The sequence below is a fragment of the Gordonia prachuapensis genome (genome assembly GCF_036350515.1).
Classification (GTDB): Bacteria; Actinomycetota; Actinomycetes; order Mycobacteriales; family Mycobacteriaceae; genus Gordonia; species Gordonia prachuapensis.
On record NZ_JAZDUE010000011.1, the window covers coordinates 48,803 to 73,967 of the forward strand.

The window sequence follows — 25,165 nt, forward strand, 5'->3', positions numbered from 1 at the left end:
GTGAGCTCCGAGAGGCATCTGTCCTGATAGCGTCCTGTCAGGGCCATTCGGGGATGGCCAAAAGGGGGATCGATGGGTGCGCAGTGCGACGATCTGGTCGATGAGATCGATGCGTTCTACCAGGGGTTCGGACAACCCGCCGCGTTGATCGGTGCCCTACGGACTGCTGTCCTCCTCGTTCCCGTCAGCGAGGCCGGATGTGTATGGCGCACCGTGGTAGATGGTGTCGGTTGGATCGGCGTGTTCACCAGTGAACGCGAGTACGCCAAGTTCCTGGCGGCCCGAGGCGAGTACGGCCCGGCGAAATACCATGCGATGCTCGGCTCTCGAATCGTGGACGACGTCACCCTCAGTTTCGACGATGCCACCGGAATCGTGATCGACCCGTGCGGCGATCGGCCCATGCCCTTCCCGCAGGAGGCTTCGTCATGGGCGAGCTGAACGTCGATCCGAAAGTGCTGCAGCAGGCGGCCGACGGCATCACCGGAATCATCGACGGGCTCTCCGGGCTGGGAGTGGGACAGACCGGCGCGCTGGGCCGTGGATTCTCACTGCTGACCATGTCGCCGGAGGAGGCCGGAAAGCAGGAGATCCAGACGAGCTTCGAAGAATTCGCGGAGCGCTGGTCGTGGGGCGTGCGTCACCTCGTGCAGGCTGCCAACGAGATCGCAGAGGCGCTGGACCTGTCGGCCGGCCGCTACCACATCATGGATGAAACGGCGTCCGACGCGTTCAAGACCATGTGGACTCACCTCGCCGGCAACCCGCACCTGAGCTCCGAGGAGATCAGCGAGCGGAGCTGGGGAGACACCTTCGCGGACAACCCGATCAACAACGTGATGAATCCCGACTACAGCGCCGAGTCCTTCGACGAGGCCCTCGATCACATCGAAACCAACAACGCCGTCATCGGTGCCGTCGGCGACCAGGCCCTCGCCAACCTGTCGCCCACTGCCGGGCTTCTCGGTGCAGGAGACCCCGCGTACAACTCGGGTGCGGCCGACGAGGCGGCGGAGATCCTCGACGGCGCGCAGTCGCCGTCCGACACCGGTAGCTCCGACTGATGGGACTTCTCGACGGGATAACCGACGGCCTCAACCAAATCGGCGACGCTGCCGAGGATGTCATCGAGAGCGGAGTCGAACACGCGGGCCAGGCCATCGATGCGGGACTCGACGCCGCAGCGGGGGTCGCACGACACCTCGGAGCCGACGGGGTCGCCGAATCGCTGGATGATGCGGGTGACCGGGTTGCCAGCGCGACCGGTGGTGCGGTGGACGAACGCGAACTCGGCGAGACCGAGGACAAACGCGAACTGGTCCGCGGTGACCCGGGAAAGATCAACGAAACCGCAAGCACCCTGGACGACATGGGCGCGGACATCGGTTCCACCGGTTCGGCATTGCGTCAGGTGGACGCATCGGGCTGGACGGGCGACGGTGCGGACGCGTTCAATGCGGTTTTCGATCAGCAGCCGGCGCTGTGGAACGAGGCGTCCACGGCGATGGCCGCGACCTCGGCACAGTTGTCAGGGTGGGCGAGCACGGTGGAATGGGCTCAATCCGAGGCTGCCGAAGCGATAGCGAAATGGCGAGAAGCCGAGAACGACGAGCGCGCCAAGAAGGCCGAATACAACGCACTGTCCGGTGACGAGCAGGCGGCTACACCGCTGGTCGACACCTGGACCGCCAAGTACGACGAAGCACGTCGAATCCTGACAAGGGCCCGGACCGAACGTGACAGCATCGCCGGTGAGATCGCGGGTTCCATCGACGCGCAGACTGCCATGGCGCCCACCGAGCCGCCGTTCCTCAATCGGATGGGCGCCAACGCGATCGACGCGAAGGATGCGGCCGACCATGCACGCCTGAGCTTCACGACCGGATTGGCGACGAGTCTGACCGGCATCGTCCAGTTCGGTCGAAAGATCAACCCCACAGACCCGTACAACATGAGCCATCCGGCCGAGTACCTGAAGGGGACAAGCGATCTGGTCACGGGAATGGTTGTCGCGGCGGCGGATCCGGGTGCGGCGGTGGACACTTTTCTCTCCGAAGCGCGCAAGAACCCGTTCGAGACGATGGGCAGCCTCACCGGTGACGCGATTCTGACGGCGGCCACCGGAGGCGGCGGCGCGGCAGTTGCCCTGGGCAAGAATGGCGCACGGGTGAGTGGGCTGGGGCGGGAAGCGCTTGATTCGGCACGTGGGGCCGAACGCGCCACGGATCCACCGCGTGGGGACTCGCGGGCGTCCGGCCGCAGCGCCGAAGGTCGAGGTGCGACACCGCGAGATGACGCCGCTCCGGAGAGTCGCCCGACCACGGCCGGTGACGACCCACCGCATGCCGCCGGCGAGGCACAGCCCGGGAAGGAGCCGTCGCAACCGACGGTGCACGCGCAGGAGCGTGACGAGCCTGCAACATCTGGCTCGAACGACACCGAATCCCGACCGGAAACCGCCGCGACAACGTCGGACTCGGCGGAGCCGGGTACCCCGACCGACCCGTCCACGTCCGGGTCATCGGACTGGGCCGACCCGGCCGATGGCGGTGAGGCGTCGGGTGACGCCTCCTCCGACGCGACCACGCCCCATGCCGACAGCAGTCGAGATGTGGAGGAATCGGGTCCGACGGTCACCCAGCAGGCTGCCGACGACCAAGGCGCCGGCCGAGCTGTCGAGGAGTCGGGCGGGGCCAATGATCAATCCGCACAGGATGTCACAGTGGGCGGCGACCCGGTCGACCTGGCGACCGGCGAGTTCCTGCTGCCCGAGGCCGATCTCGAACTGCCGGGTGTGTTGCCGCTGACCATCGGTCGCCGCCACCGCTCCGGATACCGTTTCGGTCGGTGGTTCGGGCCCAGCTGGTCGACGACTTTCGACATGCGGGTCGTCGTCGAACAGGCGGGCGTCACCATGCTGGCGGAGGACGGTGTGATGCTGACGTATCCGCACCCAGGCGTCGACGTACCAGTGTTGCCGCGAGATTCCCGGCAGCGATGGACCATGTCGCGAACCGATCGTGGCGGCTATCGGGTCCATGATCCCGACCGTCGTCTCACCTGGCACTTCGCGCCCAAACCGGAACTGGCTGGGCTGGATACGGCTCTGGGGAATCTCGCCATCAGCGCCATCACCGACCGCCACCACAATCGGATTCGGTTTCACTATGACTCGGAGGGAGCTCCCGCCGAGATCAGTCATTCGGCCGGGTACCGGGTCGCCGTCGACACGCGGGACGGACGAATCCGCTCAGTCGCTGTCGTAGCCCCAGGTCGGGAAGCCCCCACCGTGGTTCGCGAGTTCGACTACACGGCAGGCCATCTGACCACGGTCACCAAGCCGTCCGGTGGCGTCACCACCTACCGGTACGACGAGCACGGACGCATGGTGTCCTGGCATGACGCCAACGGCAATCAGATGGCGAACACCTACGATTCGGACGGACGCGTCATCGCCCAGGACGGAACCGACGGCATCATGTCCACCGGCCTCGACTACGTCACCACCGGCGACGGATCGGGATCGGTCACGGTGCTCACCGACTCGGTCGGCACGCGGACAGGGTACGGATTCGACCAGGACCTGCGGCTGCGCGACGTCCAATTGCCCAGCGGCGCGCGAACACATACAGACTTCAATCAGCGCCGCGACCCACTCCGGGTGACGTCACCGGACGGTGCTGTCACCCGGTACCTCTACACACCTGACGGCGACGTCGCCGAGCTGACACGACCCGACGGCGCCACCGTTCGCATCGAGTACACAGCCCCGGGTCGTCCGTCCGCCATTCACAACGTCGACGGTTCCGTCACCCGGCACGAGTGGGATGACCAGGGCAATCTGGTGGCGGTCACCGGTCCCCGGGGTGCTCGAACCGAGTACGGCTACCGGGGTGACGGTGCCCTCGAGACGATCGGCCACGCGACCGGTGGCCAGACCCAGATCCGTTGCGATGCGGCGGGGTTGCCGATCCAGGTGGTCGACCCCGCCGGTGCTGTCACATTCGTCGACCGGGACCCGTTCGGGCGTCCGACCGCGGTGACCGATCCGCTCGGGAAGACCACGTCGTATGAATGGTCAGGGGACGGGAAGCTCCTGAGACGCGGCAACCCGGACGCCACCCACGACTCGTGGGATTACGACGGCGAAGGAAACCTGCTCAGGCACACCGGTCCCGGCGGTGAGATCACCGCATACACCTACGGCGCGTTCGATCTCCTCGCGACCAGAACCGATCCCGACGGCAGCGTGACCAGCTATACGTGGGATACGGAACGGCGGCTCACCGGCGTCACGAACCCGCTGGGCCAGAGCTGGACCTACGAGTACGACACCGACGGCCGCCTCGCGGCGGAGATCGACTTCAATGGAGCGCTGACGAGCTACACCCACGATGTCGCCGGTCGGGTCGCGACGGTGACGCCGGCAACCGGAAGCACTCGCCGCCTGCGATACGACGTCCTCGGGCAGTTGATCGAAACCCGCGCCGACACCGGCGAATTCCGCACCTATGCGTACGACCTCGGAGGCCGCCGCACAACCGCCATCAGCGGAGTACATGACGCGGTCACGCACACGGTCCGCTTCGACACCACCACGACAGGGCTACTGGTCGGTGAATCGATCGACGACTGGTCGGTGCTGCGATTCTCTCACGACGCCGTCGGGCGCCGTGTGAGCCGAAGCTCGTCCTCTGGTGGGTTGACCACTTGGCAGTGGAACCCGACCGGCGATGTGTCGATGATGCAGGTCGACGGGCACCCGATGGGCTTCGAGCACGACGTCCGCGGGGCACTCACGAACTGGCGAGTCGGTGAACTGGCCGTGTCACGCGCGTACGACGGCGTGGGCCGGTTGACCGAGCAGCAGGCTCTCGCACACCCGGTCCGGCTCCTCGACCTCGGGCTGGGAGGCGCGGATCGTCCCGACCCGAAAGTGATTCGCGCGGACGAGTACGCATACCGCCCGGATGGCTTCCTGTCGGGCCAGCAGACGTCGACACCGAGTGGTTCGCGCGTTCGCACATACGATCTGGACGAATCGGGACGTGTCACGCACGTCATGGACGACGACACGACAGCCGAGCGGTATTCGTATGACGCTCTCAGCAACGTCGTCGGCGAGCACGTCGGCTTGGACGATGGTGCGGCAACTGATCGGCGTGAGTTCCGCGGGAACCTACTGGTGGCCGACGGGCGTACACGGTTCTCCTACGATGCCGCCGGGCGTCTGGTGCGTAAGACCGTCCGACGGCTGTCGCGGCCTGCCGACGTGTGGCACTACGGCTACGACGCGTTCGATCAGCTCACCAGTGTCACAACGCCCGACGGAACCCGCTGGCGGTACACATATGATGCTTTGGGACGTCGAATCACCAAGGCGCGCCTGAATTCTGCCGGCGAGGCCGAGGAAACGACTCGGTTCGTCTGGGACGGCCACACCGTTGTCGAGCAGCAGTCGTTGGCGGAGACGGTGCGATGGTCGTACCGGCCGGGTACGCATACACCGCTCACCCAGACCCGCGTCCGGGGCGAGGTCGATGACCAGGATGCCGTGGATGCCGAGTTCTTCGCGATCGTCACCGATCTCGTCGGTACGCCGACGGAGCTGGTGGAACCGGACTCTGGCGACGTTGTTGGCCATGCGTCGTCTACCCTGTGGGGCTCGACGACATGGTCGGGTGCGGATACGCCCATCCGGTTCCCGGGCCAGTACTTCGATGCAGAGACCGGCTGGCACTACAACCTGCACCGCTACTACAGCCCCGAGACGGCGCGGTATGTGACACAGGACCCGCTGGGCCTGGTGCCGTCGCCGAATCCGATGGCCTACCCGTTCAATCCGACGGCGTGGGTGGATCCGTTGGGGTTGGTGCCGGAGGGGTGTGAGCCATCCGGCGCTCCCGTTCAGGAAACGGAAACCCGGGCTCCTCGACCAGTCGGGCCCGTTGACGCACTAGACCGGTGGAACGATTTTCTCGGTCCAGGCGAGCATTCAAACTTGCACCCCAGGACCGGGGTGCCGGATTTCGACCGCATCGTTTCTGAGGACGGACAACGAAGTATTCGGTTTGGTCCGCACGAGATGAATAGCAGGCCGACGAAGTTCCATTACCACGAAGAGCAGTGGACCTACTCGCCGCAGCAAGGGGTATGGATTCTCGATAACACTATGGTTAGGGTCCCGTTTCCGAAGGAGAGTTGGTAGTGCAGATCAGGGTCGTGGTCGGTGGGCCTCCGAGAAACGAGATCGTGGTGACAGCCGGATTCGGCGAGTTCCGGTGCGAATGGCGCGGACGCGAAGAAGTCCCGACTGGTTCAGTTGTCGACGTAGAAATCGAAGTAACGGAGAATGCGAATTCAATGCAGGTCGTTGGCACCGACGCGACACCCGGAATCACGTCGGTGGACAACAGAGTCACAATAATTGGACGGATTGCTGAAGTTGAAGACGAGGATCTCTATGTTCTCGACCTTGAACCCGGAATAATCATGGTGGATAGACCTTCTCAGCCGATGGACGTAGCCGTCGGTGACTTGGTTTCGGTGATGGTCGAAGAAGTCCTGGCGTTTCCAACAAATCTCTGAGCTCGTGTCTCTTCATAACTGGTCGCCTGAAGTCTCCGGCAGTTGCAAGTAGATCGGACGTGCTCCTGCAGCCTCATGTGCTGGATCAACGTCGACACGTCGGGCGTCAGAATGGCCGAGTGCAATGACGACACCGATCATATGGTGCGGGACTTGTCAGGTGTGCCCGCCCTGCTGGCCGAGACGCGGCCACCCCTCATGTGACCGAGACGATCCCACCACCGTTCACCTGGTCGAAGCCCGCTTACCTTACGGCTACTCAGCACCTCCCGCTGAAACGAGATGCTCGTGCGCCCGTGCCGATTCCGTCGCACACCCGTTGATCGCCGGCGCTTCCCGGACGAGTTCGTCATCGGTCAACGCCGCAACCATGAACAACGCGAAGTCGATCCGGCGCGTCCGGTTGCTGGCCAGGATCGGATCGCCGACGTGGCGGCTCCACACGGGCAGGCCCTGGCTATCGCCCTCTTCCAGGTCGCTGCCGCGCACCACCGTCCACCGGGTGTCGGAGTCGAAGATGCGTCGGGTCGCCCGCACCTGGTCGTCGATGTCGACGAACCGCGCCCAGCGTGCGAGGTGACTGACGATCGGCACCGCGTAGCGCAGCTTCCACGAGTACCGATCGAGCCCGTCGCGAGAGATGTGCCATCCGCACGAGAAGACCAGTCGGGCGTCGGGTTCGGCGAGGTCGAGGACAGCCTGCGCGGTACCGGTGGAGTAGTTGTGCACACCCCACGGCACCAGCACGGTCAACACCCCGTCGCAGCCTGCGACGGCTCGGGCGATCACATCTCGGTCGTCGGTGCGGCCGGGAATGATCTCGATGCGATCGGCGAACTCGTCGAGTTTCGCCACGCTCTCCGGTCGGCAGACGCTCACGACCTCGTAGCCGCGTTCGAGGCAGTGGCGAATCATATAGTGCCCCAGCTTTCCTGAGGCGCCGACGATGCATACGCGCATCGGTTGGGTGGTGTCGTGTTCTGGGGTGGTCGGCATATCGGCCTCCGGTCTCATTCTGCCCTTACGATGTAAGGTGAGCTTACGCTGTAAGGTAGCGACTGTCCAGAGGAGGTCGAGTGCCGAGTACACGACAGAAAGATCGGGCCCCCGTGACCCGTGCGGCTGTGGTCGCCACAGCGGTGCAGATCGCCGACGCCGAGGGCATCGCTGCGGTGACCATGCGCAAGATCGCCCAGCAACTCGGTGTCGAGGCGATGTCGCTGTATCACCACGTCCGCAACAAGGACGGGATTCTGGATGTGATGGTCGACCACGTGTTCGCGGAGATCGAGATCCCGACGAACGTGGTCTGGCGCGATGCGTTGCGGGTGCGTATGGAGTCCGCGCGGGCCGCGCTGGTTCGCCACCCGTGGGCGCTGGGGCTGATGGACTCGCGGCGCGACCCAGGACCCGAGACCCTGCGGCACCATGATGCCGTCATCGGCGTGATGCGGGGAGCCGGGTTCACGATCCGTGGTGCCGCCCATGCCTTCTCGCTGCTGGACAGTTACCTCTACGGGTACGTCCTGCAGGAGACGACGATGCCGTTCGACTCAGCGGACGAGGCGGCCACGCGGGAGGTCGCCGAGGCGATCCAATCGGGGATCGACCCGGCGGACCTCCCGCACCTCACCGAGATGACCACTGCGCACGTGCTGCAGCCCGGCTACTCCTACGCCGACGAGTTCGGCATCGGGCTCGAGGTGGTGCTCGACGGGCTCGAGCGCAACCGTGAGCGGTGGGCGTGAGGACCCTTCGTGACGCTCGCAAGCTCGCTCCTCAGGGGGCGGGGGACGCTCGCAAGCTCGCTCCTCGGGGAGCGGGGGGACGCTCGCAAGCTCGCTCCTCAGGGGTCGTGGGATGGGTAATCCGATCCCTGAGGAGGGTCGGAGCGCTAGCGGAGACCCGTCACGAAGGGTCCGTGAGGCCTCAGATACCGAGCGCCTCCCGTCGACGCGCGACCTCCTCGCGGTAACGCGCGACGTTCGCCATCTTGATGCTCTCGTAGCCGCGCACCATGTCCGGTAGCGCGGCCAGTTCGACCGCTGCGGGCAACGCGTCCGGGCGCACGCGTCCGTCGCCCAGCCCCGACATCAGATCCTCGACGACCTGCCGGTACTCGCCGATCAGGGCCCGTTCGGTCCGTCGGATCTCGTTGTGCCCGAACGGGTCGAGCTTGGTGCCGCGCAAGCGCTTCATCTTCGCCAGGGCGGACAAGGGTCGGTCGGCCCAGGCGCCGAGCGACAACTTCTCCTTCATGCCCATGCTGCGCAGCGTCGGCGGATGCAGCCGCACCGCCACCTCGGCGTCATCGCCGAACTGTTCGGCGATCTGCGCGGCGAACGTGGGGTCTTGGGTGAGGCGAGCGACCTCGTACTCGTCCTTGTAGGCCATGAGCTTGTAGAGGTTACGGGCGACGGCATCGGTGAACGCCGTGCCGTGGCCGGCGCGATGGACTCTGGTCACGAACTCGAGATACTCACGCGCATAACCCTCGTCCGCGTAGGCGATCAACTCGTCGTAGCGGATCGCGATCGTCCGGGCGAGATCGACGTCGAGCGATCCGATACCGGCCACCACGGACTGCGCCCGGCTGCTCGGCTCGACTTCGCCTGGTGCGGCACCGTGCAGTTCGGTGAGCGTGTGTGCCACCGCGTCGGGATTGTCCACCACCTGACGTCCACGGCGGAATGCTTGCGTGTTGGCCTCGACCGCAACGCCGTTCAACTCGATGGCCCGCTCGATGGACTCGGCCGAGATCGACAGCGCTCCTGCCTGATACGCGGCGCCGACCATCAGCATGTTGGCGTACTGCTCGTCACCGAACAGGTCGGTCGACAGCACGCCGGGATCGAGATAGACGGCTCGGCGAACCTTGTCGTCGATCGCCGAATGCACCTGCGTGTCCGCCGGGAAACCGACGGTGGTGTCGATGACCATCGCGCCCGTCGGGATCTTGGTGGTGGACACGACCGCAACGGTCTTCTCCGCCCCCGCGACCTTGAGGTTCGCGGGATCGGTGCCGACCAGCGGATCGCACACGAGGTAGAGGTCGCAGTCGTCGGAGGCGACCTTGCCGGCCTGCTCGACGATGTGCGGGGTGATCTTCACGTCGCTCACCACGGCGCCACCCTTCTGCGCCAGGCCGGTCATGTCGACGGTGCGCGCGGCGTGTCCGTCGAGGACCGCGGCCGTGGCCAGGACCTGGGACACCGTGACGACACCGGTACCGCCGATGCCGGTCACGCGGATGGCGAAGGAATCGCGCACGGCCGGAACCGGGGGAGTGGGCATCGTCGTCGACGCGATGTCGTCCGCGCGGCGACGTTGCCGCTTCGTGCCCGGCGTGACGGTCACGAAGGACGGGCAATCTCCCTTGAGGCAGGAGAAGTCGAGGTTGCACGAGCTCTGGTCGATGTGGGTCTTGCGTCCGAACTCGGTCTCGACCGGATGTACGGAGAGGCAGTTCGACTTCTCGCCGCAGTCGCCACATCCCTCGCAGATCCGTTCGTTGATCATGACGCGCTGATTCGGGGTGTCCATGGTGCCGCGCTTGCGTTTCCGACGCTTCTCGGCGGCGCAGTGCTGGTCGTGGACCAGCACGGTCACACCCGGAACCGAGGCGAGTTCGGTCTGGACGTCGAGCATCTCGTCGCGATGGCGGATCTCGACGGACTTCGGGAGGCCGAGCGACCGGGTGCGGCCGGGGTCGTCGGACGTCACGACGATCTTGGCGACGTTCTCGTCGATGAGCAGCGACGTGAGCCGGGGCAGGCTCATCGCACCGACGGGGTCCTGGCCGCCGGTCATCGCGACGGTCCCGTTGTAGAGCAGTTTGTAGGTGATGTTCTCGCCCGATGCCACCGCGGCCCGCAGGGCCAGGGAGCCCGAGTGCATGAAGGTGCCGTCGCCGACGTTCTGGACGAAATGCTCGGCGGTCACGAACGGTGCCATCCCGATCCATTGCGCGCCCTCGCCGCCCATCTGGGTGACTCCGGCGATGTCGCCCACCTGACGCGGATCCATCAGCAACACCATCGCGTGGCAGCCGATGCCCGCGCCCACGAGAGTGTCGTCGGAGACCTTGGTGGAGCTGTTGTGTGGACAGCCGGAGCAGAAGTACGGCGTCCGGACGGCAAGGGGCAGTTCGATGCGTCCGCGGCGCTTCGCTTTCCGATCGAGCCAGTCCTGTGCGGCGTCGACGTGATGATGGTGTGCCAGGCGGTTCGCGAGTCCGCGCGACACCGCATCGACGTCGAGCTCGCCGAAGCGGGAGAACAGCGTGGAACCGTCCTCGTTCGTCTTGCCGACGATGCGCGGTGCCCGCGGGTGCCGGAAGAGGATGTCGCGCATCATGGTCTCGATGAAGTCGCGCTTCTCCTCGACCACGATGACCTCATCGAGGTCGCCGGTGGCGGTGTCGAACATGAAGCGGTCCAGGACGTCTCGATCCAGCGGATACACCATGCCGAGCTTGAGGATGCGGATTCCCAGCCGGTTGAGGTCGGCGTCATCGATCCCGATGAGCCGCAATGACTCTCGCAGGTCGAGGTAGGTCTTGCCGGCTGCGACGATGCCGATCCGGTCGTCGGGGCTCGACGTGACGATCCGGTTGAGACCGTTGAGCCGTGCGTATTCGAGCGCTCGCGGGAGGCGGATGGTGAGCTGATTTTGTTCGAGCTCCATCAGGCTCGCGCCCAGCAGGCGTCCGCTGGGGATGTGCGGGCTGCGTCCGAGGTCCCCGTAGACGGGCATGATCCGGTTCGGGTCGACCTCGGCGGTCGACGCGCCGTCGGCGACGTGCGCCGAGATCTTCATCGACGTCCAGAGGCCGCTGACGCGGCTCATCACCGCGGCGTGCACGCCGAGGTCGAGGATGTCCTGGGAGTCGGCCGGGTAGAGGATCGGCATGTACAGGTCCGCCAGGGCCATCTCCGACGCGCACGGGATGGTGGAACTCTTCGCGCCCGGGTCATCGCCGACGATGGCGACCGCGCCGCCGGACGGGTGGGTGCCGATCATGTTGGCGTGTCGCAGGGCGTCGGTGGCGCGGTCGAGGCCGGGCGCCTTTCCGTACCAGTAGCCGACGACGCCGTCGCGAGCGACACCGTCGGTATCGGGAGACAGTTCCGCCACCTGCCCCGCCACCTGGGAGCCCATGACGGACGTGGCGGCCAGTTCTTCGTTGAGGCCGGGGCGGTGGACGATGTCGAAGGGTTCGAGGTAGGCGCGGCGGCGGGCGACCTCCAGGTCGTAGCCCGCGAGCGGGGACCCCTCGTAGCCGGAGATGAAGGACGCGGTTCGCAGATTCTGGCGGCGATCGATGCGGGCGCGGTCGCGCACCATGCGCACGAGCGCCTGGATGCCGGTGAGATAGATGGTCCCCGTCTCGCGCGTATAGCGGTCGTCGAGGGAGAACGAGGCACCGGAGAACGAGGTGGGTTCATCGGGCTGCGCACCGAGGCGGCGCGCGCGGTCGTCTGCGAGGGTCATGGGGTTACCTGGCCTTCTGTCATATGTCGGTCCGCCGTCACCGTGGGTGTGGGTGCGGCGGGCATCGGTTATAGGGGCCCGAGGGGTGGTGGGCCTGCCTTCACAGTACGCAAAGCACGTGAGGTGCGTCACGTTCGCTGCGACAATGAGATGGCGAGTCGACCGAGGCGTGACAAGTGACCCGGGAGTGACGTACGATTCGTTCAGTTAATGACCGCTAACTGAAAGGTCGATGGTGACCAGCACGTTCGGTACCGACGCGTCGACGGAAGTCGACGGCGAAGCAGGATTCCGGGCCGTCCACACCTCCAACGTGGCGGAGTTGAACCAGCGGTTGGCCCGAGCTCGTCGCGGTGGCGGCGACAAGGCCCGAGAGCGGCACATCTCGCGCGGCAAGTTGCTCCCTCGCGACCGGGTGGACCGGTTGCTCGATGTGGGCTCGCCGTTCCTGGAGGTCGCCCCGCTCGCGGCCCATGCGATGTACGACGACCGGGTCCCGTCTGCCGGCGTCGTCGCCGGAGTCGGTCGGGTGGCCGGACGCGAATGCATGATCGTCGCCAACGACGCGACCGTCTCCGGCGGCACCTACTACCCGATGACCGTCAAGAAACACCTCCGCGCGCAGGAGATCGCGGCGGCCAACCGGCTACCGTGCATCTACCTGGTCGACTCCGGCGGCGCGATGCTGCTGCAACAGGACGAGGTGTTCCCGGATCGCGAACACTTCGGCCGCATCTTCTACAACCAGGCCACCATGAGTGCCGCCGGCATCCCGCAGATCGCCGCAGTGCTCGGCTCGTCGACCGCCGGTGGTGCCTACGTCCCCGCGATGAGCGACGAGACCGTGATCGTGCGCAACCAGGGCACCATCTTCCTGGCCGGACCGCCGCTGGTGAAAGCGGCGACCGGCGAGGACGTGACGGCCGAGGAACTCGGCGGCGGCGCCATGCACTCCTCGGTCTCCGGCGTCACCGACCACCTCGTCGACAACGACGAACAGGCCCTCGCCAAGGTGCGCGAGATCGTCGCCACCCTGGGCCCGCGTGAACAGCCGCAGTGGGACACCGCCCCCGCCCGCGAACCGGTACGGCCACAGACCGATCTCTACGACGTGGTACCCACCGACTCGCGCACCCCCTATGACGTCCGCGAGGTCATCGAGATCATCAGCGACGGCGGCGAGTACACCGAGTTCAAGGCAAACTACGGCACCACACTGGTCACCGCGTTCGCGCACGTGCACGGCCACCCGGTCGGCTTCATCGGCAATAACGGCGTGCTGTTCAGCGAATCAGCCCTCAAGGGAGCGCATTTCATCGAGCTGTGCGACCAGCGGCGGATTCCACTGGTGTTCCTGCAGAACATCACCGGCTTCATGGTCGGGCGCGCCTATGAGGAGGGCGGCATCGCCAAGAACGGCGCCAAGATGGTCAACGCAGTGGCCTGCGCCCGGGTACCGAAACTGACGGTCATGGTCGGCGGATCGTTCGGCGCCGGGAACTACTCCATGTGCGGCCGCGCGTATTCGCCGCGCTTCCTGTGGATGTGGCCCAACGCGCGGATCTCCGTCATGGGCGGACCGCAGGCCGCAGACACCCTGGCGACGGTGCGACGCAACCAGATCGAACGTTCCGGCGACGACTGGTCGGCCACCGACGAGGAGGCGTTCAAAGCACCGATCCGCGAACAGTTCGCCGAGCAGTCCGACGCCTACTACTCCACGGCGCGGCTGTGGGACGACGGCATCATCGACCCCGCGCAGACCCGCACCATACTCGGATTGGCCCTCGAGTCATGCCGATACGCACCACTCACCGACCCCCGCTACGGCGTCTTCCGGATGTGATGAACGTGAACAGAACAGCCCCGACACCCGGCCGTCCCATTCGCAGCGTGCTGATCGCCAACCGCGGCGAGATCGCCTGCCGCGTCATCGACACGGTGCGCCGCATGGGAATCCGCAGCATCGCGATCTACTCCGATGCCGACGCCGATGCCCGCCATGTCCGGGAGGCGGACGTGGCCGTGCGCATCGGTCCGGCCGCCGCCACCCAGAGCTACCTCGACATCGACGCGGTGATCCGCGCGGCCCGCGACACCGGGGCCGATGCGGTTCACCCCGGCTACGGGTTCCTCTCGGAGAACCAGAAGTTCGCGGCCGCCCTCGACGACGCCGGCATCGTGTTCATCGGTCCGCCCGCCGAGGCCATCGCGACCATGGGCGACAAGATCACCGCCCGGGCCGCGGTCACCGAACGCGATGTCCCGGTGGTGCCGGGACTGTCGCGGCCGGACCTGTCCGATGACGACCTGATCGCCGCCGCCCCCGACATCGGCTTCCCGGTGCTGATCAAGCCCAGCGCGGGTGGCGGTGGCAAGGGCATGCATCGGGTGGAGGACGCAGCCGACCTCCCCGCGGCCCTGCAACGGGCACGGCGTGAGGCCGGGTCTGCATTCGGCGACGACAGCTTGTTCCTCGAGCATTTCGTGGACACCCCCCGACACATCGAGGTCCAGGTCCTCGCCGACGAGCACGGCAACGTCATCCACCTCGGTGAACGGGAATGCTCGCTGCAGCGCCGGCACCAGAAGGTGATCGAGGAGGCGCCGTCGGCGCTGCTCGACGCCGAGACCAGGGAACGGATCGGCGCGGCGGCCTGCGACGCGGCGCGCAGCGTCGGCTACACCGGCGCCGGCACCGTCGAGTTCATCGTCTCCGCCCACCGGCCCGAGCAGTTCTTCTTCATGGAGATGAACACCCGGCTCCAGGTGGAGCATCCGGTCACCGAACTCGTCACCGGCGTCGACCTCGTCGAACAACAGATCCGGGTGGCCCGCGGCGAGCCGATCGCCCTGACCCAGAACGAGATCACCCTGACCGGGCACGCCATCGAGGCCCGCGTGTACGCAGAGGATCCCGCCAACGGCTTCCTGCCGACCGGCGGCACCATCGCGCGTCTTGCGCACCCCGACACCGGTCCGGGCAGCGGCATCCGGGTGGACTCGGCGATGGCGGAGGGCCTCGTGGTCGGCAGCGACTACGACCCGATGCTGGCGAAGGTCATCGCGCACGGCAGCGACCGCGAAGAAGCCCTGGAGCGACTCGATCAGGCGTTGGCGCACACCCGCGTGCTCGGGGTGATCACCAACGTCGACTTCTGCCGGTTCGTGCTGGCGCGACCCGAGGTCCGCGACGCCGACCTCGACACCGAACTGCTGGACCGACTGGTCGGGGACTACGCGGTCGGCGAGCCGGATCCGGAAGCGCTGGTGCTGGCGGCCATCGCCCGCATCGGACCCCGCGATCGCGGCGACGTGTGGCAATCGGCCGTGGGCTGGCGAATCGGCGAAGTGGCCCCGGTGATCACCCGACTGACCTGGGGTGCGCAGCATTTCACCGTCTCGGTGGCCGTCGCCTCGGCAACCGAGGATGCGGTGACCGGTCGGGCGACGGTGACCTACGAGAACGAGGATCGCCGCCCGTGGCAGGCTGACGTCGAATACCGCCGACTGCGCCGCACCGACGGGCTCGAGGACACCCGCCGGCTGATCGTCGACGGCGTCAGCCAGTCATGGACGAAAGCCGAGATCGACGGCACGTGGTGGGTGTCGGGGCCTCGCGGTACCTGGCAACTCGACCTGGCACGGCCACTCCTCGACGAGGCGGCCGCGGAGAACGCCGGCGAGATCCTGAGCCCCATGCCGGGCACGGTTGTCGCCGTACCGGCCACGGCCGGCGAGACCATCGGCGAGGGTAAGCCGATCGTCGTCGTCGAGGCCATGAAGATGGAACACACCCTCACCGCGCCGATCGACGGCGTGGTCGCACTCTCGGTCCGCGTCGGTGACAAGGTCGCCGCCGGCCAGGCACTCGCACACGTCCACAAGGAGGACTGATGGAACTCGGCCAGGAGTACACCGACCTCATCCACACCGTTCGCGACTTCGCCCAATCCGTCGTGGCGCCGGTCTCCGCGAAACACGATGCGGAGCACAGCTTCCCGTACGAGGTCGTCTCCCAGATGGGGAAGATGGGTCTGTTCGGACTACCCTTCCCCGAAGAGTACGGCGGCATGGGCGGCGACTACTTCGCCCTCGCCCTCGCACTCGAGGAACTCGGCAAGGTCGACCAGTCGGTCGCGATCACCCTGGAAGCAGGGGTCGGCCTCGGTGCGATGCCCATCTACAAGTTCGGCAGCGAAGAACAAAAGCAGCGCTGGCTTCCCGATCTGACCTCCGGCGCCGCACTGGCCGGGTTCGGCCTGACGGAGCCGGGCGCGGGGTCGGACGCCGGAGCGACCGCGACCACCGCCAAACAGGACGGCGACAGCTGGATCATCAACGGCGCCAAGCAGTTCATCACCAACTCGGGCACCGACATCACCTCGCTGGTCACCGTCACCGCCGTCACCGGGACGAGAGATGGCGGTCGCAAGGAGATCTCCACCATCATCGTGCCGTCGGACACGCCCGGGTTCACCGCCGAACCGGCCTACAACAAGGTCGGCTGGAACGCGTCGGACACCCACCCGCTCACCTTCACCGATGCCCGGGTGCCGGCGGACAACCTGCTCGGCGAACGTGGCCGCGGATACGCCAACTTCCTGTCCATCCTCGATGAGGGGCGGATCGCGATCGCCGCGCTCGCCACCGGCGTGGCGCAGGGTTGTGTCGACGAGAGCGTGAAGTACGCCAAGGAACGGCAATCCTTCGGCAAGGCCATCGGCGAGTACCAGTCGGTGTCGTTCGCCATCGCCCGGATGGAGGCACGCGCGCACGTCGCACGCACCGCCTACTACGACGCGGCCGCGAAGATGTTGGCGGGCAAGCCGTTCAAGAAGGAGGCATCGATCGCCAAGATGATCTCCAGCGAAGCCGCGATGGACAATGCGCGCATGGCCACCCAGATCCACGGCGGGTACGGGTTCATGAACGAGTACCCCGTCGCGCGGCACTACCGCGACTCCAAGATCCTGGAGATCGGCGAGGGCACCACCGAGGTGCAGCTGATGCTCATCGCACGTGAGCTGGGATTCGCATGACCGAACCGAATCGCGTGGTGCAACGCGGCCTCTGGTTCGAAGAGTTCGCCGAAGGCACCGTCTACGAGCACCGGCCCGGCCGGACGGTCACCGAGGCCGACAACGTCCTGTTCACGACGCTGACGATGAACACCCAGGCGCTGCACCTCGACGCCGCGTGGTCGGCGCAGCAGCCCGGCTTCGGCGGCCAGCGGCTGATCAATTCGATGTTCACCCTGTCGACCATCGTGGGCCTGTCGGTGTCCCAGCTCACCCAGGGCACACTCGTGGCCAACCTGGGCTTCAGTGCGGTGGCGTTCCCGGCCCCGCTCTTCGCCGGGGACACCCTGTACGGGGAAACCGAGTGCACCGGCAAACGGGAATCCCGCTCACGCCCCGGCGAGGGCGTGGTGAACTTGACCCACATCGGACGCAATCAGCACGGCGAGGTCGTTGCGCGGGCTGCGCGGGCCACGCTGGTGCGCACGAGACCAGTGGAGTGATGATGCAACCCACCAACGCATGGACACCGCCCGGGCCGGCGCTGCTGTTCTGCCCCGCGGACCGGCCAGAGCGCTACCAGAAGGCTTTGGATCGCGCCGACGTGGTGATCCTCGACCTCGAGGATGCGGTGTCACCGGAGAATCGCGCCGCCGCCCGTGAGGCACTGATCGCCAATCCCCTCGATCCAGGCCGCACCGTGGTCCGGATCAACCCGGCCGGGACCGGCGACTACCGACGCGATCTGGCAGCCGTCCTCGAGACCAACTATCGCGTCGTCATGCAGGCGAAGGCAGAGGATGCCGACTCCATCATCGACACCGCACTGCAGACCATCGCGCTCATCGAGACGCCGCTCGGCGCGACCAGGGTCAACGAGATCGCCGCCGCGGTCAACTGTGTCGGGCTGATGTGGGGTGCCGAGGACCTTGTCGCCGGCCTCGGCGGCAAGTCGAGCCGATTCGGTCCCGACGAGGATCGGCCCGGGCAGTACCGCGACGTCGCCCGTTGGGTCCGGTCCACCGTTCGCATCGCCGCCGCGGCGCACAACAAGTTCGCCGTCGATTCGGTCCACCTCGACATCGACGACACCGCGGGACTCATCGCCGAGGTCCGCGACGCCGTCGCCCTGGGCTACACCGCGACGGCCTGCATTCACCCGTCGCAGGTGAACCACATCCGGGACGGCTATCGACCGTCCGACGACGAGGTCGACTGGGCCCAGCGCATCGTCGACGGTTCGGCCGAACACAAGGGCGGCGTCTTCAAGCTCGACGGCCAGATGATCGACGGCCCCGTGCTGCGGCAAGCGGAAGTCGTGTTGACCAGGGCCATTGCTGCCCAAACTGTTTCGGCGTCGTCCGAGAACCAGGCCTGAAACCTCGAGAGGAACCGGAGTTCGATCATGACTCAGCCCGCGTACGCCCGCGGCGAGAACTCGCCCGACCTGCTCACCGAGACCATCGGCGCGACACTGTCGCGCACCGTGGAGTCCTTCGGCGACCGCGTCGCCCTGATCGACCGGGCAGCCGGACGACAGTGGACCTACCGGGAGTTCCACCGGGACGTACGCGCCCTGGCCGCCGGGCTCATCCGCCTCGGCGTGACGCCCGGAGACCGCGTCGGCTTGTGGTCGCCGAACCGGTTCGAATGGGTGCTGACGCAGTACGCCGCCGCCGAGATCGGTGCCGTGCTGGTCAACCTCAACCCGGCTTATCGGCAGAACGAGATCGAGTACGCCCTCACCCAGTCGGGGACCAGCGTGGTGCTGGCGGCCGAACGGTTCAAGGATTCGGCCTACGCGTCGATGCTCGGCGAGGCACGGCCGAAGTGCCCGGAACTGCGCGAGGTGGTGTTGTTCGAGTCGCCGGAATGGACTGCGCTGCTGGCCGAACCGAGCGCAGCGGAGGCCGAACGCGTCGCCGCGATCGCGGACGGACTCCACCCGGACGACCCCATCAACATCCAGTACACGTCGGGCACGACCGGCCACCCCAAGGGCGCAACGCTCTCGCACCGCAACATCGGCAACAACGGGTACATGGTGGGCCAGCTGCTCGACTACACCGAGAACGACCGGATCTGCCTGCCGGTGCCGTTCTATCACTGCTTCGGCATGGTCATGGGAAACCTGGCGGCCACTAGTCACGGTGCGGCCATGGTGATCCCGGCCCCGGCATTCGATCCGGAGGCCACCCTGGCGGCCGTGTCCGAATACCGCTGCACGAGTCTGTACGGCGTCCCGACCATGTTCATCGCGGAACTCGCGCTGCTCGACGAGCGAGGCGACTCGCACGGCTTCGACCTGACGAGTCTGCGCACCGGCATCATGGCCGGGTCACCGTGTCCCGAGCAGATCATGCGTCAGGTCGTCGATCGGATGCACATGGGGGAGGTCTCCATCTGCTACGGCATGACCGAGACGTCGCCGGTGTCCACCCAGACCCGCGTCGACGACCGGTTGGAACTGCGGGTGGGCACCGTGGGACGCGTGGGCCCACACCTGGAGATCAAGGTCGTCGACCCCGGGACCGGAGACACCTTGCAGCGTGGGGAGACCGGCGAGTTCTGCACCAAGGGCTACTCGGTGATGAAGGGTTACTGGAACGATCCGGAGAAGACCGCCGAGGCGCTCGACGACGACGGCTGGATGCACACCGGTGATCTCGCGGTGATGGACGACAACGGATACGTGCGCATCACCGGCCGGATCAAGGACATGGTGATCCGGGGCGGCGAGAACATCTACCCCCGTGAGATCGAGGAGTTCCTCTACACCCATCCCGACATCCTCGACGCGCAGGTGATCGGGGTGCCGGACGACAAGTACGGTGAGGAACTGATGGCGTGGGTGCGGTTACGGGAGGGCGCAACCGATTTCACCGCTGACGACCTCCGCGAGTTCGCCTCCGGGAAGATCGCGCGGCACAAGATCCCCCGATATGTGCACGTGGTCAAGGAGTTCCCGATGACCGTCACCGGCAAGGTCCGCAAGGTCCAGATGCGTGCCGAGGCCGCCGACCTCCTGGGCCTCGGGCCCGGAGACGGTGGGGCGTGACGGTGACCGACCGAGATCCGGACGGGCAGATGCAGATCCAGTCGTTCACACGGTTCGCCGCCGATCGAAGCGGTCGCGAGTTCGCCGACTACCAGGAACTGTGGCGGTGGTCGGTGGACGAACCCGCCGCGTTCTGGCGGGCGGTGTGGGACTACTTCGATGTCGGAGCGATCGCCGGCGACTCGACGCCGGTCACGTCCGACACCGACGTCCTGGGCAGCACGGAGATGCCGGGTGCGCAGTGGTTTCCGGAGGTATCGCTGAACTACGTGTCGGCGGTGCTGCGGCACCGTGACCGTGCCGGTGCCGCCGTCGTCGGCCTCGACGAGGACGGACGCCGGACCGAGATGTCGTGGGCCGAGCTGGCCGACGCGGTCACCGGGTTCGCTCGCACCCTGACCGACCTCGGCGTCGGCCGCTCAGATGTGGTCGCGGCATACCTCCCCGACATCCCCGAGGCGGTCATCGCCTTCCTCGGCACCGCCCATGTCGGCGCGATCTGGTCGGGCTGCGGGCAGGACTACGCACCCGAGGGCGCGGCGGGAAGGCTGGCGCAACTACGACCCAAGGTACTCATCAGCGCCGCCGGCTACCGGTACAACGGCAAGGACGTCGACAAGTCCGCCGACAGCGCCGCGTTGGCCGAGCTGCTCCTCGACCTCGACGCCCACATCGTGGTGTCCGACGTCTCGGCCCCCGACGCCGACGACGTCGGCGCGCGGCGACGGATCACCTTCTCAGACGCCGTCGCCGCGGACGGCTCCGCCCTCGAACCCGTTGCCGTGCCCTTCGATCATCCGCTCTGGGTCCTGTTCAGCTCCGGGACCACCGGAAAGCCCAAGGGAATCGTGCACGGCCACGGAGGTGTCGTCCTCGAGCACCTCAAGGCGGCCGGACTGCACGGCGACCTCGGCGCCGACGACGTCTTCTTCTGGCAGACCGCGCTGAGCTGGATGATGTGGAACTACCAGGTCGCCGGGTTGCTCTGCGGATCCCGGATCGTCTGCTACAGCGGCGCCCCGTTGTATCCCGACGCGGACCGGCTGTGGCAGATCGTCGAGTCGGAAGCCGTCACCTACTTCGGCACCAGCCCCGGTCAGCTCCAAGCCTCCCGCAAGGCCGGCCTGGTGCCGGGCAAGGAACACGACCTGACGCCGCTACGCACCCTGGGCAGTACGGGGTCGACGCTGGCCGCCGACCTGTTCACCTGGGTCGACGAGAACGTCAAGGCGGGGCTACCGATCTCGTCGATCAGCGGCGGCACCGACGTCGTCACCGCGTTCGCCGGGGGATCGGCCGGGGTTCCGGTCGTCGCGGGTGAACTGTCGGTCCGCTACCTGGGTGTCGCGCTGGAGAGCTGGGCTCCCGACCGCACGCCGCTTGTCGACGAGGTGGGGGAGATGGTGATCACCCGACCGATGCCGTCGATGCCCGTCTCGTTCTGGGACGACCCGGACGGCGCCCGGTATCGCCGGGCGTACTTCGAGCACGAGTGGGATGTCCCGTCCGACGCGCCGGTGTGGCGCCACGGTGACTGGGTGACGGTGACCGACCGCGGCTCGCTGGTCATCCACGGCCGCAGCGACGCGACGCTCAACCGTCATGGCATCCGGATGGGATCTGCCGACATCTACGAGGTCGTGGAGGGGATCGACGAGATCGCCGAGGCCTTCGTGCTCGGTGTCGACGGACCCGACGGTGCGTACTGGATGCCGTTGTTCGTGACATTGGTGGCGGGGGCCGCTCTCGACGACGACCTCCGTGGGCGCATCGCCGGCGAGGTCCGCGCCCGGTTGTCGCCGCGGCACGTGCCCGACGAGGTGATCGTGGCGCCGGGGATACCGCACACCAGGACCGGCAAGAAGCTCGAGGTGCCGGTGACCGGCATCCTCGCAGGTCGCAGCGAGGTCAACATCGATCCCAAATCGGTCGACGACTACGGCCTCATCGACTGGTACGCGGAACAGGGTCGCGCGCATCGGTGGTAGTGAGGACTGACCGCCGCCCACGGAACGCGTCCCACGGAGGCCGCTCGGCCATGTACTAGCGTGGGGCGCGACACGTGCGCTCAACGCGGGGGCAAGGACGACCGAGCAGGAGATGCGATGACCTACCAGCAGGGCGGCTACGGCCAGCACGGCCAGGGCCAGCAGCAGGGGTACGGCCAGCAGGGCTACCCGGGCTACGGACAGCAGGGCGGCGCAGGACAACAGGGCGCAGGACAGCAGGGGTACCCGGGATACGGACAACATGGTGCCGGCCAGCAGGGATACGGTCAGCCCGACAGCGGCGCGGCCCAGCAGGGGCAGTCCGGGTACGGCCAGTACGGCTACGGCCAGCCCGACGCAGGCCAGCAGGGCTACGGCCAGCCCGGTTACGGACAGCAGTACCCGGGCTACGGCCAGCAGCCGCAGCAATACCCCCAGCAGGGATACGGGCAGCAGTATCCGCAGCAGGGATACGGCCAGTACGGCTACTCGGCTCCCAAACCGGCCGGACAGGGACTGCCGGCCAACATCGGCCAGCTCCTCGCCATCGCGGTCGGGTCGATCGCGGCCGTCGACGCACTCGTCAGCTTCTGGAATCTCGGCGCATACCTGCCGTACCTGGTGTTCATCGCCGTGCTCTCGTTGCTGACGCTGCACCCGAAGGTGCAGACCACCCTCGCGGTCCCGGTCATCGCCGCCGGCGCGCTGGCCACCGTCATCTCGCAGCTCTACGACGTCATCTACACCGCAACCAAAGGCGGGCGCGTCATCACCAACTCCGGGGTCGACTACGCGCAACTGACGTTGTCACTGATCGTCGCGGCCGTGGCGGTGTTCTGGTTGCTCGTCACCTTCGGCATGGTGAAGGTCGCGACTGCCGAGGACGCGGCGGCGGCGTCGGCGACGGCACCGGAGCAGCCTCAGACCGGATCGCAGGCAGCCGTTGCACCCCAGACCGCTGCCTTCGGGGATGCGCAGAGCGCCGCCTACGGCAGTTCGACGGCCACCTCGGGCGCCGCAACGCAGCACACCTACGACCCGTCCGTCTACAGCCAGTCGTCGCAGCAGGCGGCGTCGCCCGGACCGAGCTCGTACACCCCGTCCGCGGGTGCCGCGGAGTCGACGTCGCCGTCGGCGCCGGCGCCGGGATATCCGTCCGCCGGCGAGGGGTCCGGGGAGGCCACCACCAAGATCAACCGCCCGGATCAGCAGAGCGGTCACTGACGCGCACGTCTGACGCCCAACCCGTTCGATGCCCCGTCGTCATGGCGGGGCATCGTGCTGTGGATATCCGTGCTGGGGACACTCGTGCTGGGGACAAGCTGTCACACGGGTGACTCCTGAGACTCCAGTCGCTTTCTGGGGTCGGACGGCGCGTCTGCCCGGTGAGCGAGACGAGTCGTGTCACGCTCGTACCGATGCCTTCGCCGACAACCGACAGCCTTGCGTCGCGTCTCCGCCAGATGCGGCAGGTCAGCCGTGCGCAACGCACGGGGACCGAGGGTTCGGCCCGTGAACTGATCGTCGTGGCGTTCGCGGTGCCGGTTGTCACCATGATGACGGTCGCCGTGCTCACCCTCACCGCGTTGCTCGCCGCGGGCAGCGGTCTGGAAGGTCTCGGCCCGGCGGTCGGCAGCATCTGGTTGGCGATCCATCAGGTACCGGTCACGATCAGCGGCGTCACCATCGGCGTACTGCCCCTGTTGCCCACCATCGCGGTCGCCGCGGGGACGGCGCGGATGACCGCGTCGGCGGGCGGACAGCGGCCGGTGTCCGAACTGCTCGCCGTGCTGTTCTCGGCTCTGGGTGGGCCCCTGCTCGTCACGGCGCTGTCGGTGGCCGTGGTGATGGACGGGACCTCCGTGCTGCCGCTCCACAGCCCGCCTGCGCTCGCCGCCTTCGGCGCGACGTTCGCGGTGCACGGCCTCGCTGCGCTCATCGGACTCGGCTGGAGTCGGCGCCACGACCTGTACGACCGGTTCGCGGTCACCTCCTCGGTGCGGCGAGGTGTGCGCTACGGCGCGTTTGCCACGGTCGCGTTGCTCACCTGCGCGGCAGGCCTTGTCGTCGTGCGGCTGGTCATGCGGTGGCAGGTCGTCGGCGACCTCATCGCCGGAGGTCACGACTTCGACGGCTATCTGGGACTGACCGCGATGTCGCTGCTCTATCTGCCGAACGTCATCGTCGGTACCGCTGCGGTGCTGGTCGGCTCGGATATCCATGTCGGTACCGCGTCGGTGGATCTGTTCGACGCCACCGGGGGGCCGGTTCCGCCGCTGCCGTCGCTCGGCGTGCTACCGGACGACGGAGTCGGTTCGCTCGGACTGCTGGGCTATGTGATCCCGGCGTCGATCGCGCTGGTGGTCGCCCTGCGATGTCGCGACGTCGATCCCCTCGCGGGCGTCCGCTCGGTAGTCCTGGCCGGGGCGATCGCCGCCACCGCGATGGTCGGCCTCTGCGCGCTGGCGGGCGGTGAGCTCGGCGAGTTCGGCGACGTGGGCATCACGTTGCCCACCGCCGGGGTCTTCACCCTCGGCTGGATCGTCGTCGTCGGACTGGTGGTGGCGCTGGTTCATGCCGCACTGCCGTCCACTCGCGCCGCCCGGCGACAGCTGCTGCTCGATGGCGACGACGAGTACGCCCTGGGCGACGAGGCGGGCTACGACGACGAGTACACGACCGACGAGTACCTCACCGACGACTACCTCACCGACGACTATGCGTTCGACGACTCCACGACCGACGCATTGGACGACGAATACTTCGATGTCGACGGGGAACTCGGCGCCGAGATCCACCCCGACGACGTCGACCCCCACCCCGGCGATGACGCTCACCACGATGACGATCTGCGCGACGACGACGGAGAACACTTCGTGATGGCCGACGCCGACGACGACGCAGCTCACTACACCGTCGACCGGCACTGAACGGCCTGCCCCGGCGATCGGTCACACCGCCTCGACCACTAGGCTGCGAACTGTGAACGCAGCTGCTGGGCCACCCGTGTCCGCAGT

The 25,165-nt window shown here is 67.1% G+C and carries 16 protein-coding genes; 14 read left to right on the forward strand and 2 right to left on the reverse strand.

Going from position 1 to position 25,165, the window contains the following annotated elements; translation table 11 throughout:
• Positions 1–72: 72 nt before the first annotated feature.
• The 4 genes from V1Y59_RS14155 to V1Y59_RS14170 are packed head-to-tail and all read left to right on the forward strand — an operon-like array spanning position 73 to position 6,588.
• On the forward strand, positions 73–441 hold the full coding sequence (locus V1Y59_RS14155) for an SseB family protein (protein ID WP_330505606.1): 369 nt from the start codon (positions 73–75) through the stop codon (positions 439–441).
• Positions 429–1,064 carry a type VII secretion target gene (locus tag V1Y59_RS14160; RefSeq protein WP_330505607.1) on the forward strand — a complete coding sequence of 212 codons (636 nt, stop codon included), beginning with the start codon at positions 429–431 and terminating at the stop codon, positions 1,062–1,064. The genes V1Y59_RS14155 and V1Y59_RS14160 overlap by 13 nt, the downstream gene beginning before the upstream one ends.
• Positions 1,064–6,208, forward strand: a complete 5,145-nt coding sequence (locus tag V1Y59_RS14165) for a putative T7SS-secreted protein (protein ID WP_330505608.1) — start codon at positions 1,064–1,066, stop codon at positions 6,206–6,208. The genes V1Y59_RS14160 and V1Y59_RS14165 overlap by 1 nt, the downstream gene beginning before the upstream one ends.
• Positions 6,208–6,588, forward strand: coding sequence for a hypothetical protein (locus V1Y59_RS14170; protein ID WP_330505609.1), 381 nt, complete (start codon positions 6,208–6,210; stop codon positions 6,586–6,588). Before V1Y59_RS14165 ends, V1Y59_RS14170 begins: the two co-directional genes overlap by 1 nt.
• A 255-nt stretch (positions 6,589–6,843) precedes the next feature.
• Here V1Y59_RS14170 and V1Y59_RS14175 read toward each other — a convergent pair whose 3' ends face one another.
• Positions 6,844–7,584 carry an NAD(P)-dependent oxidoreductase gene (locus tag V1Y59_RS14175; RefSeq protein WP_330505610.1) on the reverse strand — a complete coding sequence of 247 codons (741 nt, stop codon included), beginning with the start codon at positions 7,582–7,584 and terminating at the stop codon, positions 6,844–6,846.
• Positions 7,585–7,697: 113 nt separating this feature from the next.
• Here V1Y59_RS14175 and V1Y59_RS14180 point away from each other — a divergent pair, with 113 nt between their 5' ends.
• Entirely contained in the window at positions 7,698–8,336 is a 639-nt protein-coding gene (locus V1Y59_RS14180; RefSeq protein WP_330505611.1) for a TetR/AcrR family transcriptional regulator, read from the forward strand.
• 181 nt (positions 8,337–8,517) lie between these two features.
• Here the strand turns inward: V1Y59_RS14180 and V1Y59_RS14185 are convergent, their stop codons facing one another.
• Positions 8,518–12,081, reverse strand: coding sequence for an indolepyruvate ferredoxin oxidoreductase family protein (locus tag V1Y59_RS14185; protein WP_330505612.1), 3,564 nt, complete (start codon positions 12,079–12,081; stop codon positions 8,518–8,520).
• A 232-nt stretch (positions 12,082–12,313) separates the two neighbouring features.
• Between V1Y59_RS14185 and V1Y59_RS14190 the strand changes: the two genes are divergently transcribed.
• The 9 genes from V1Y59_RS14190 to V1Y59_RS14230 all read left to right on the forward strand — a co-directional run bounded on the left by V1Y59_RS14190 (position 12,314) and on the right by V1Y59_RS14230 (position 25,078).
• Positions 12,314–13,927: a carboxyl transferase domain-containing protein gene (locus V1Y59_RS14190; RefSeq protein WP_330505613.1), complete on the forward strand. Its 1,614-nt coding sequence runs from the start codon at positions 12,314–12,316 to the stop codon at positions 13,925–13,927.
• Positions 13,928–13,932: 5 nt separating this feature from the next.
• Positions 13,933–15,978, forward strand: coding sequence for an acetyl/propionyl/methylcrotonyl-CoA carboxylase subunit alpha (locus V1Y59_RS14195; RefSeq protein ID WP_330505614.1), 2,046 nt, complete (start codon positions 13,933–13,935; stop codon positions 15,976–15,978).
• Positions 15,978–17,123: an acyl-CoA dehydrogenase family protein gene (locus V1Y59_RS14200; RefSeq protein WP_330505615.1), complete on the forward strand. Its 1,146-nt coding sequence runs from the start codon at positions 15,978–15,980 to the stop codon at positions 17,121–17,123. Before V1Y59_RS14195 ends, V1Y59_RS14200 begins: the two co-directional genes overlap by 1 nt.
• On the forward strand, positions 17,120–17,605 hold the full coding sequence (locus tag V1Y59_RS14205; RefSeq protein WP_330505616.1) for a MaoC family dehydratase: 486 nt from the start codon (positions 17,120–17,122) through the stop codon (positions 17,603–17,605). Before V1Y59_RS14200 ends, V1Y59_RS14205 begins: the two co-directional genes overlap by 4 nt.
• On the forward strand, positions 17,605–18,480 hold the full coding sequence (locus V1Y59_RS14210; protein WP_330505617.1) for an HpcH/HpaI aldolase/citrate lyase family protein: 876 nt from the start codon (positions 17,605–17,607) through the stop codon (positions 18,478–18,480). The genes V1Y59_RS14205 and V1Y59_RS14210 overlap by 1 nt, the downstream gene beginning before the upstream one ends.
• A 27-nt stretch (positions 18,481–18,507) precedes the next feature.
• Positions 18,508–20,160 carry an AMP-binding protein gene (locus V1Y59_RS14215; protein ID WP_330505618.1) on the forward strand — a complete coding sequence of 551 codons (1,653 nt, stop codon included), beginning with the start codon at positions 18,508–18,510 and terminating at the stop codon, positions 20,158–20,160.
• A gap of 29 nt (positions 20,161–20,189) precedes the next feature.
• Positions 20,190–22,148, forward strand: coding sequence for an acetoacetate--CoA ligase (locus V1Y59_RS14220; protein ID WP_431309177.1), 1,959 nt, complete (start codon positions 20,190–20,192; stop codon positions 22,146–22,148).
• Between the two features lie 117 nt (positions 22,149–22,265).
• Positions 22,266–23,372: an energy-coupling factor transporter transmembrane component T family protein gene (locus V1Y59_RS14225; protein WP_330505620.1), complete on the forward strand. Its 1,107-nt coding sequence runs from the start codon at positions 22,266–22,268 to the stop codon at positions 23,370–23,372.
• A gap of 194 nt (positions 23,373–23,566) precedes the next feature.
• Positions 23,567–25,078, forward strand: a complete 1,512-nt coding sequence (locus V1Y59_RS14230) for a cell division protein PerM (protein WP_330505621.1) — start codon at positions 23,567–23,569, stop codon at positions 25,076–25,078.
• Positions 25,079–25,165: the final 87 nt, after the last annotated feature.

What these genes read in the sequence shown, in the direction of transcription:
- V1Y59_RS14155 (WP_330505606.1), top strand. Translation starts at nt 73, where the DNA reads ATGGGTGCGCAGTGCGACGATCTGGTCGATGAGATCGATGCGTTCTAC.
- V1Y59_RS14160 (WP_330505607.1), top strand. Translation starts at nt 429, where the DNA reads ATGGGCGAGCTGAACGTCGATCCGAAAGTGCTGCAGCAGGCGGCCGAC.
- V1Y59_RS14165 (WP_330505608.1), top strand. Translation starts at nt 1,064, where the DNA reads ATGGGACTTCTCGACGGGATAACCGACGGCCTCAACCAAATCGGCGAC.
- V1Y59_RS14175 (WP_330505610.1), bottom strand. Translation starts at nt 7,584, where the DNA reads ATGCCGACCACCCCAGAACACGACACCACCCAACCGATGCGCGTATGC.
- V1Y59_RS14185 (WP_330505612.1), bottom strand. Translation starts at nt 12,081, where the DNA reads ATGACCCTCGCAGACGACCGCGCGCGCCGCCTCGGTGCGCAGCCCGAT.
- V1Y59_RS14190 (WP_330505613.1), top strand. Translation starts at nt 12,314, where the DNA reads ATGGTGACCAGCACGTTCGGTACCGACGCGTCGACGGAAGTCGACGGC.
- V1Y59_RS14200 (WP_330505615.1), top strand. Translation starts at nt 15,978, where the DNA reads ATGGAACTCGGCCAGGAGTACACCGACCTCATCCACACCGTTCGCGAC.
- V1Y59_RS14205 (WP_330505616.1), top strand. Translation starts at nt 17,120, where the DNA reads ATGACCGAACCGAATCGCGTGGTGCAACGCGGCCTCTGGTTCGAAGAG.
- V1Y59_RS14210 (WP_330505617.1), top strand. Translation starts at nt 17,605, where the DNA reads ATGATGCAACCCACCAACGCATGGACACCGCCCGGGCCGGCGCTGCTG.
- V1Y59_RS14215 (WP_330505618.1), top strand. Translation starts at nt 18,508, where the DNA reads ATGACTCAGCCCGCGTACGCCCGCGGCGAGAACTCGCCCGACCTGCTC.
- V1Y59_RS14220 (WP_431309177.1), top strand. Translation starts at nt 20,190, where the DNA reads ATGCAGATCCAGTCGTTCACACGGTTCGCCGCCGATCGAAGCGGTCGC.
- V1Y59_RS14225 (WP_330505620.1), top strand. Translation starts at nt 22,266, where the DNA reads ATGACCTACCAGCAGGGCGGCTACGGCCAGCACGGCCAGGGCCAGCAG.
- V1Y59_RS14230 (WP_330505621.1), top strand. Translation starts at nt 23,567, where the DNA reads ATGCCTTCGCCGACAACCGACAGCCTTGCGTCGCGTCTCCGCCAGATG.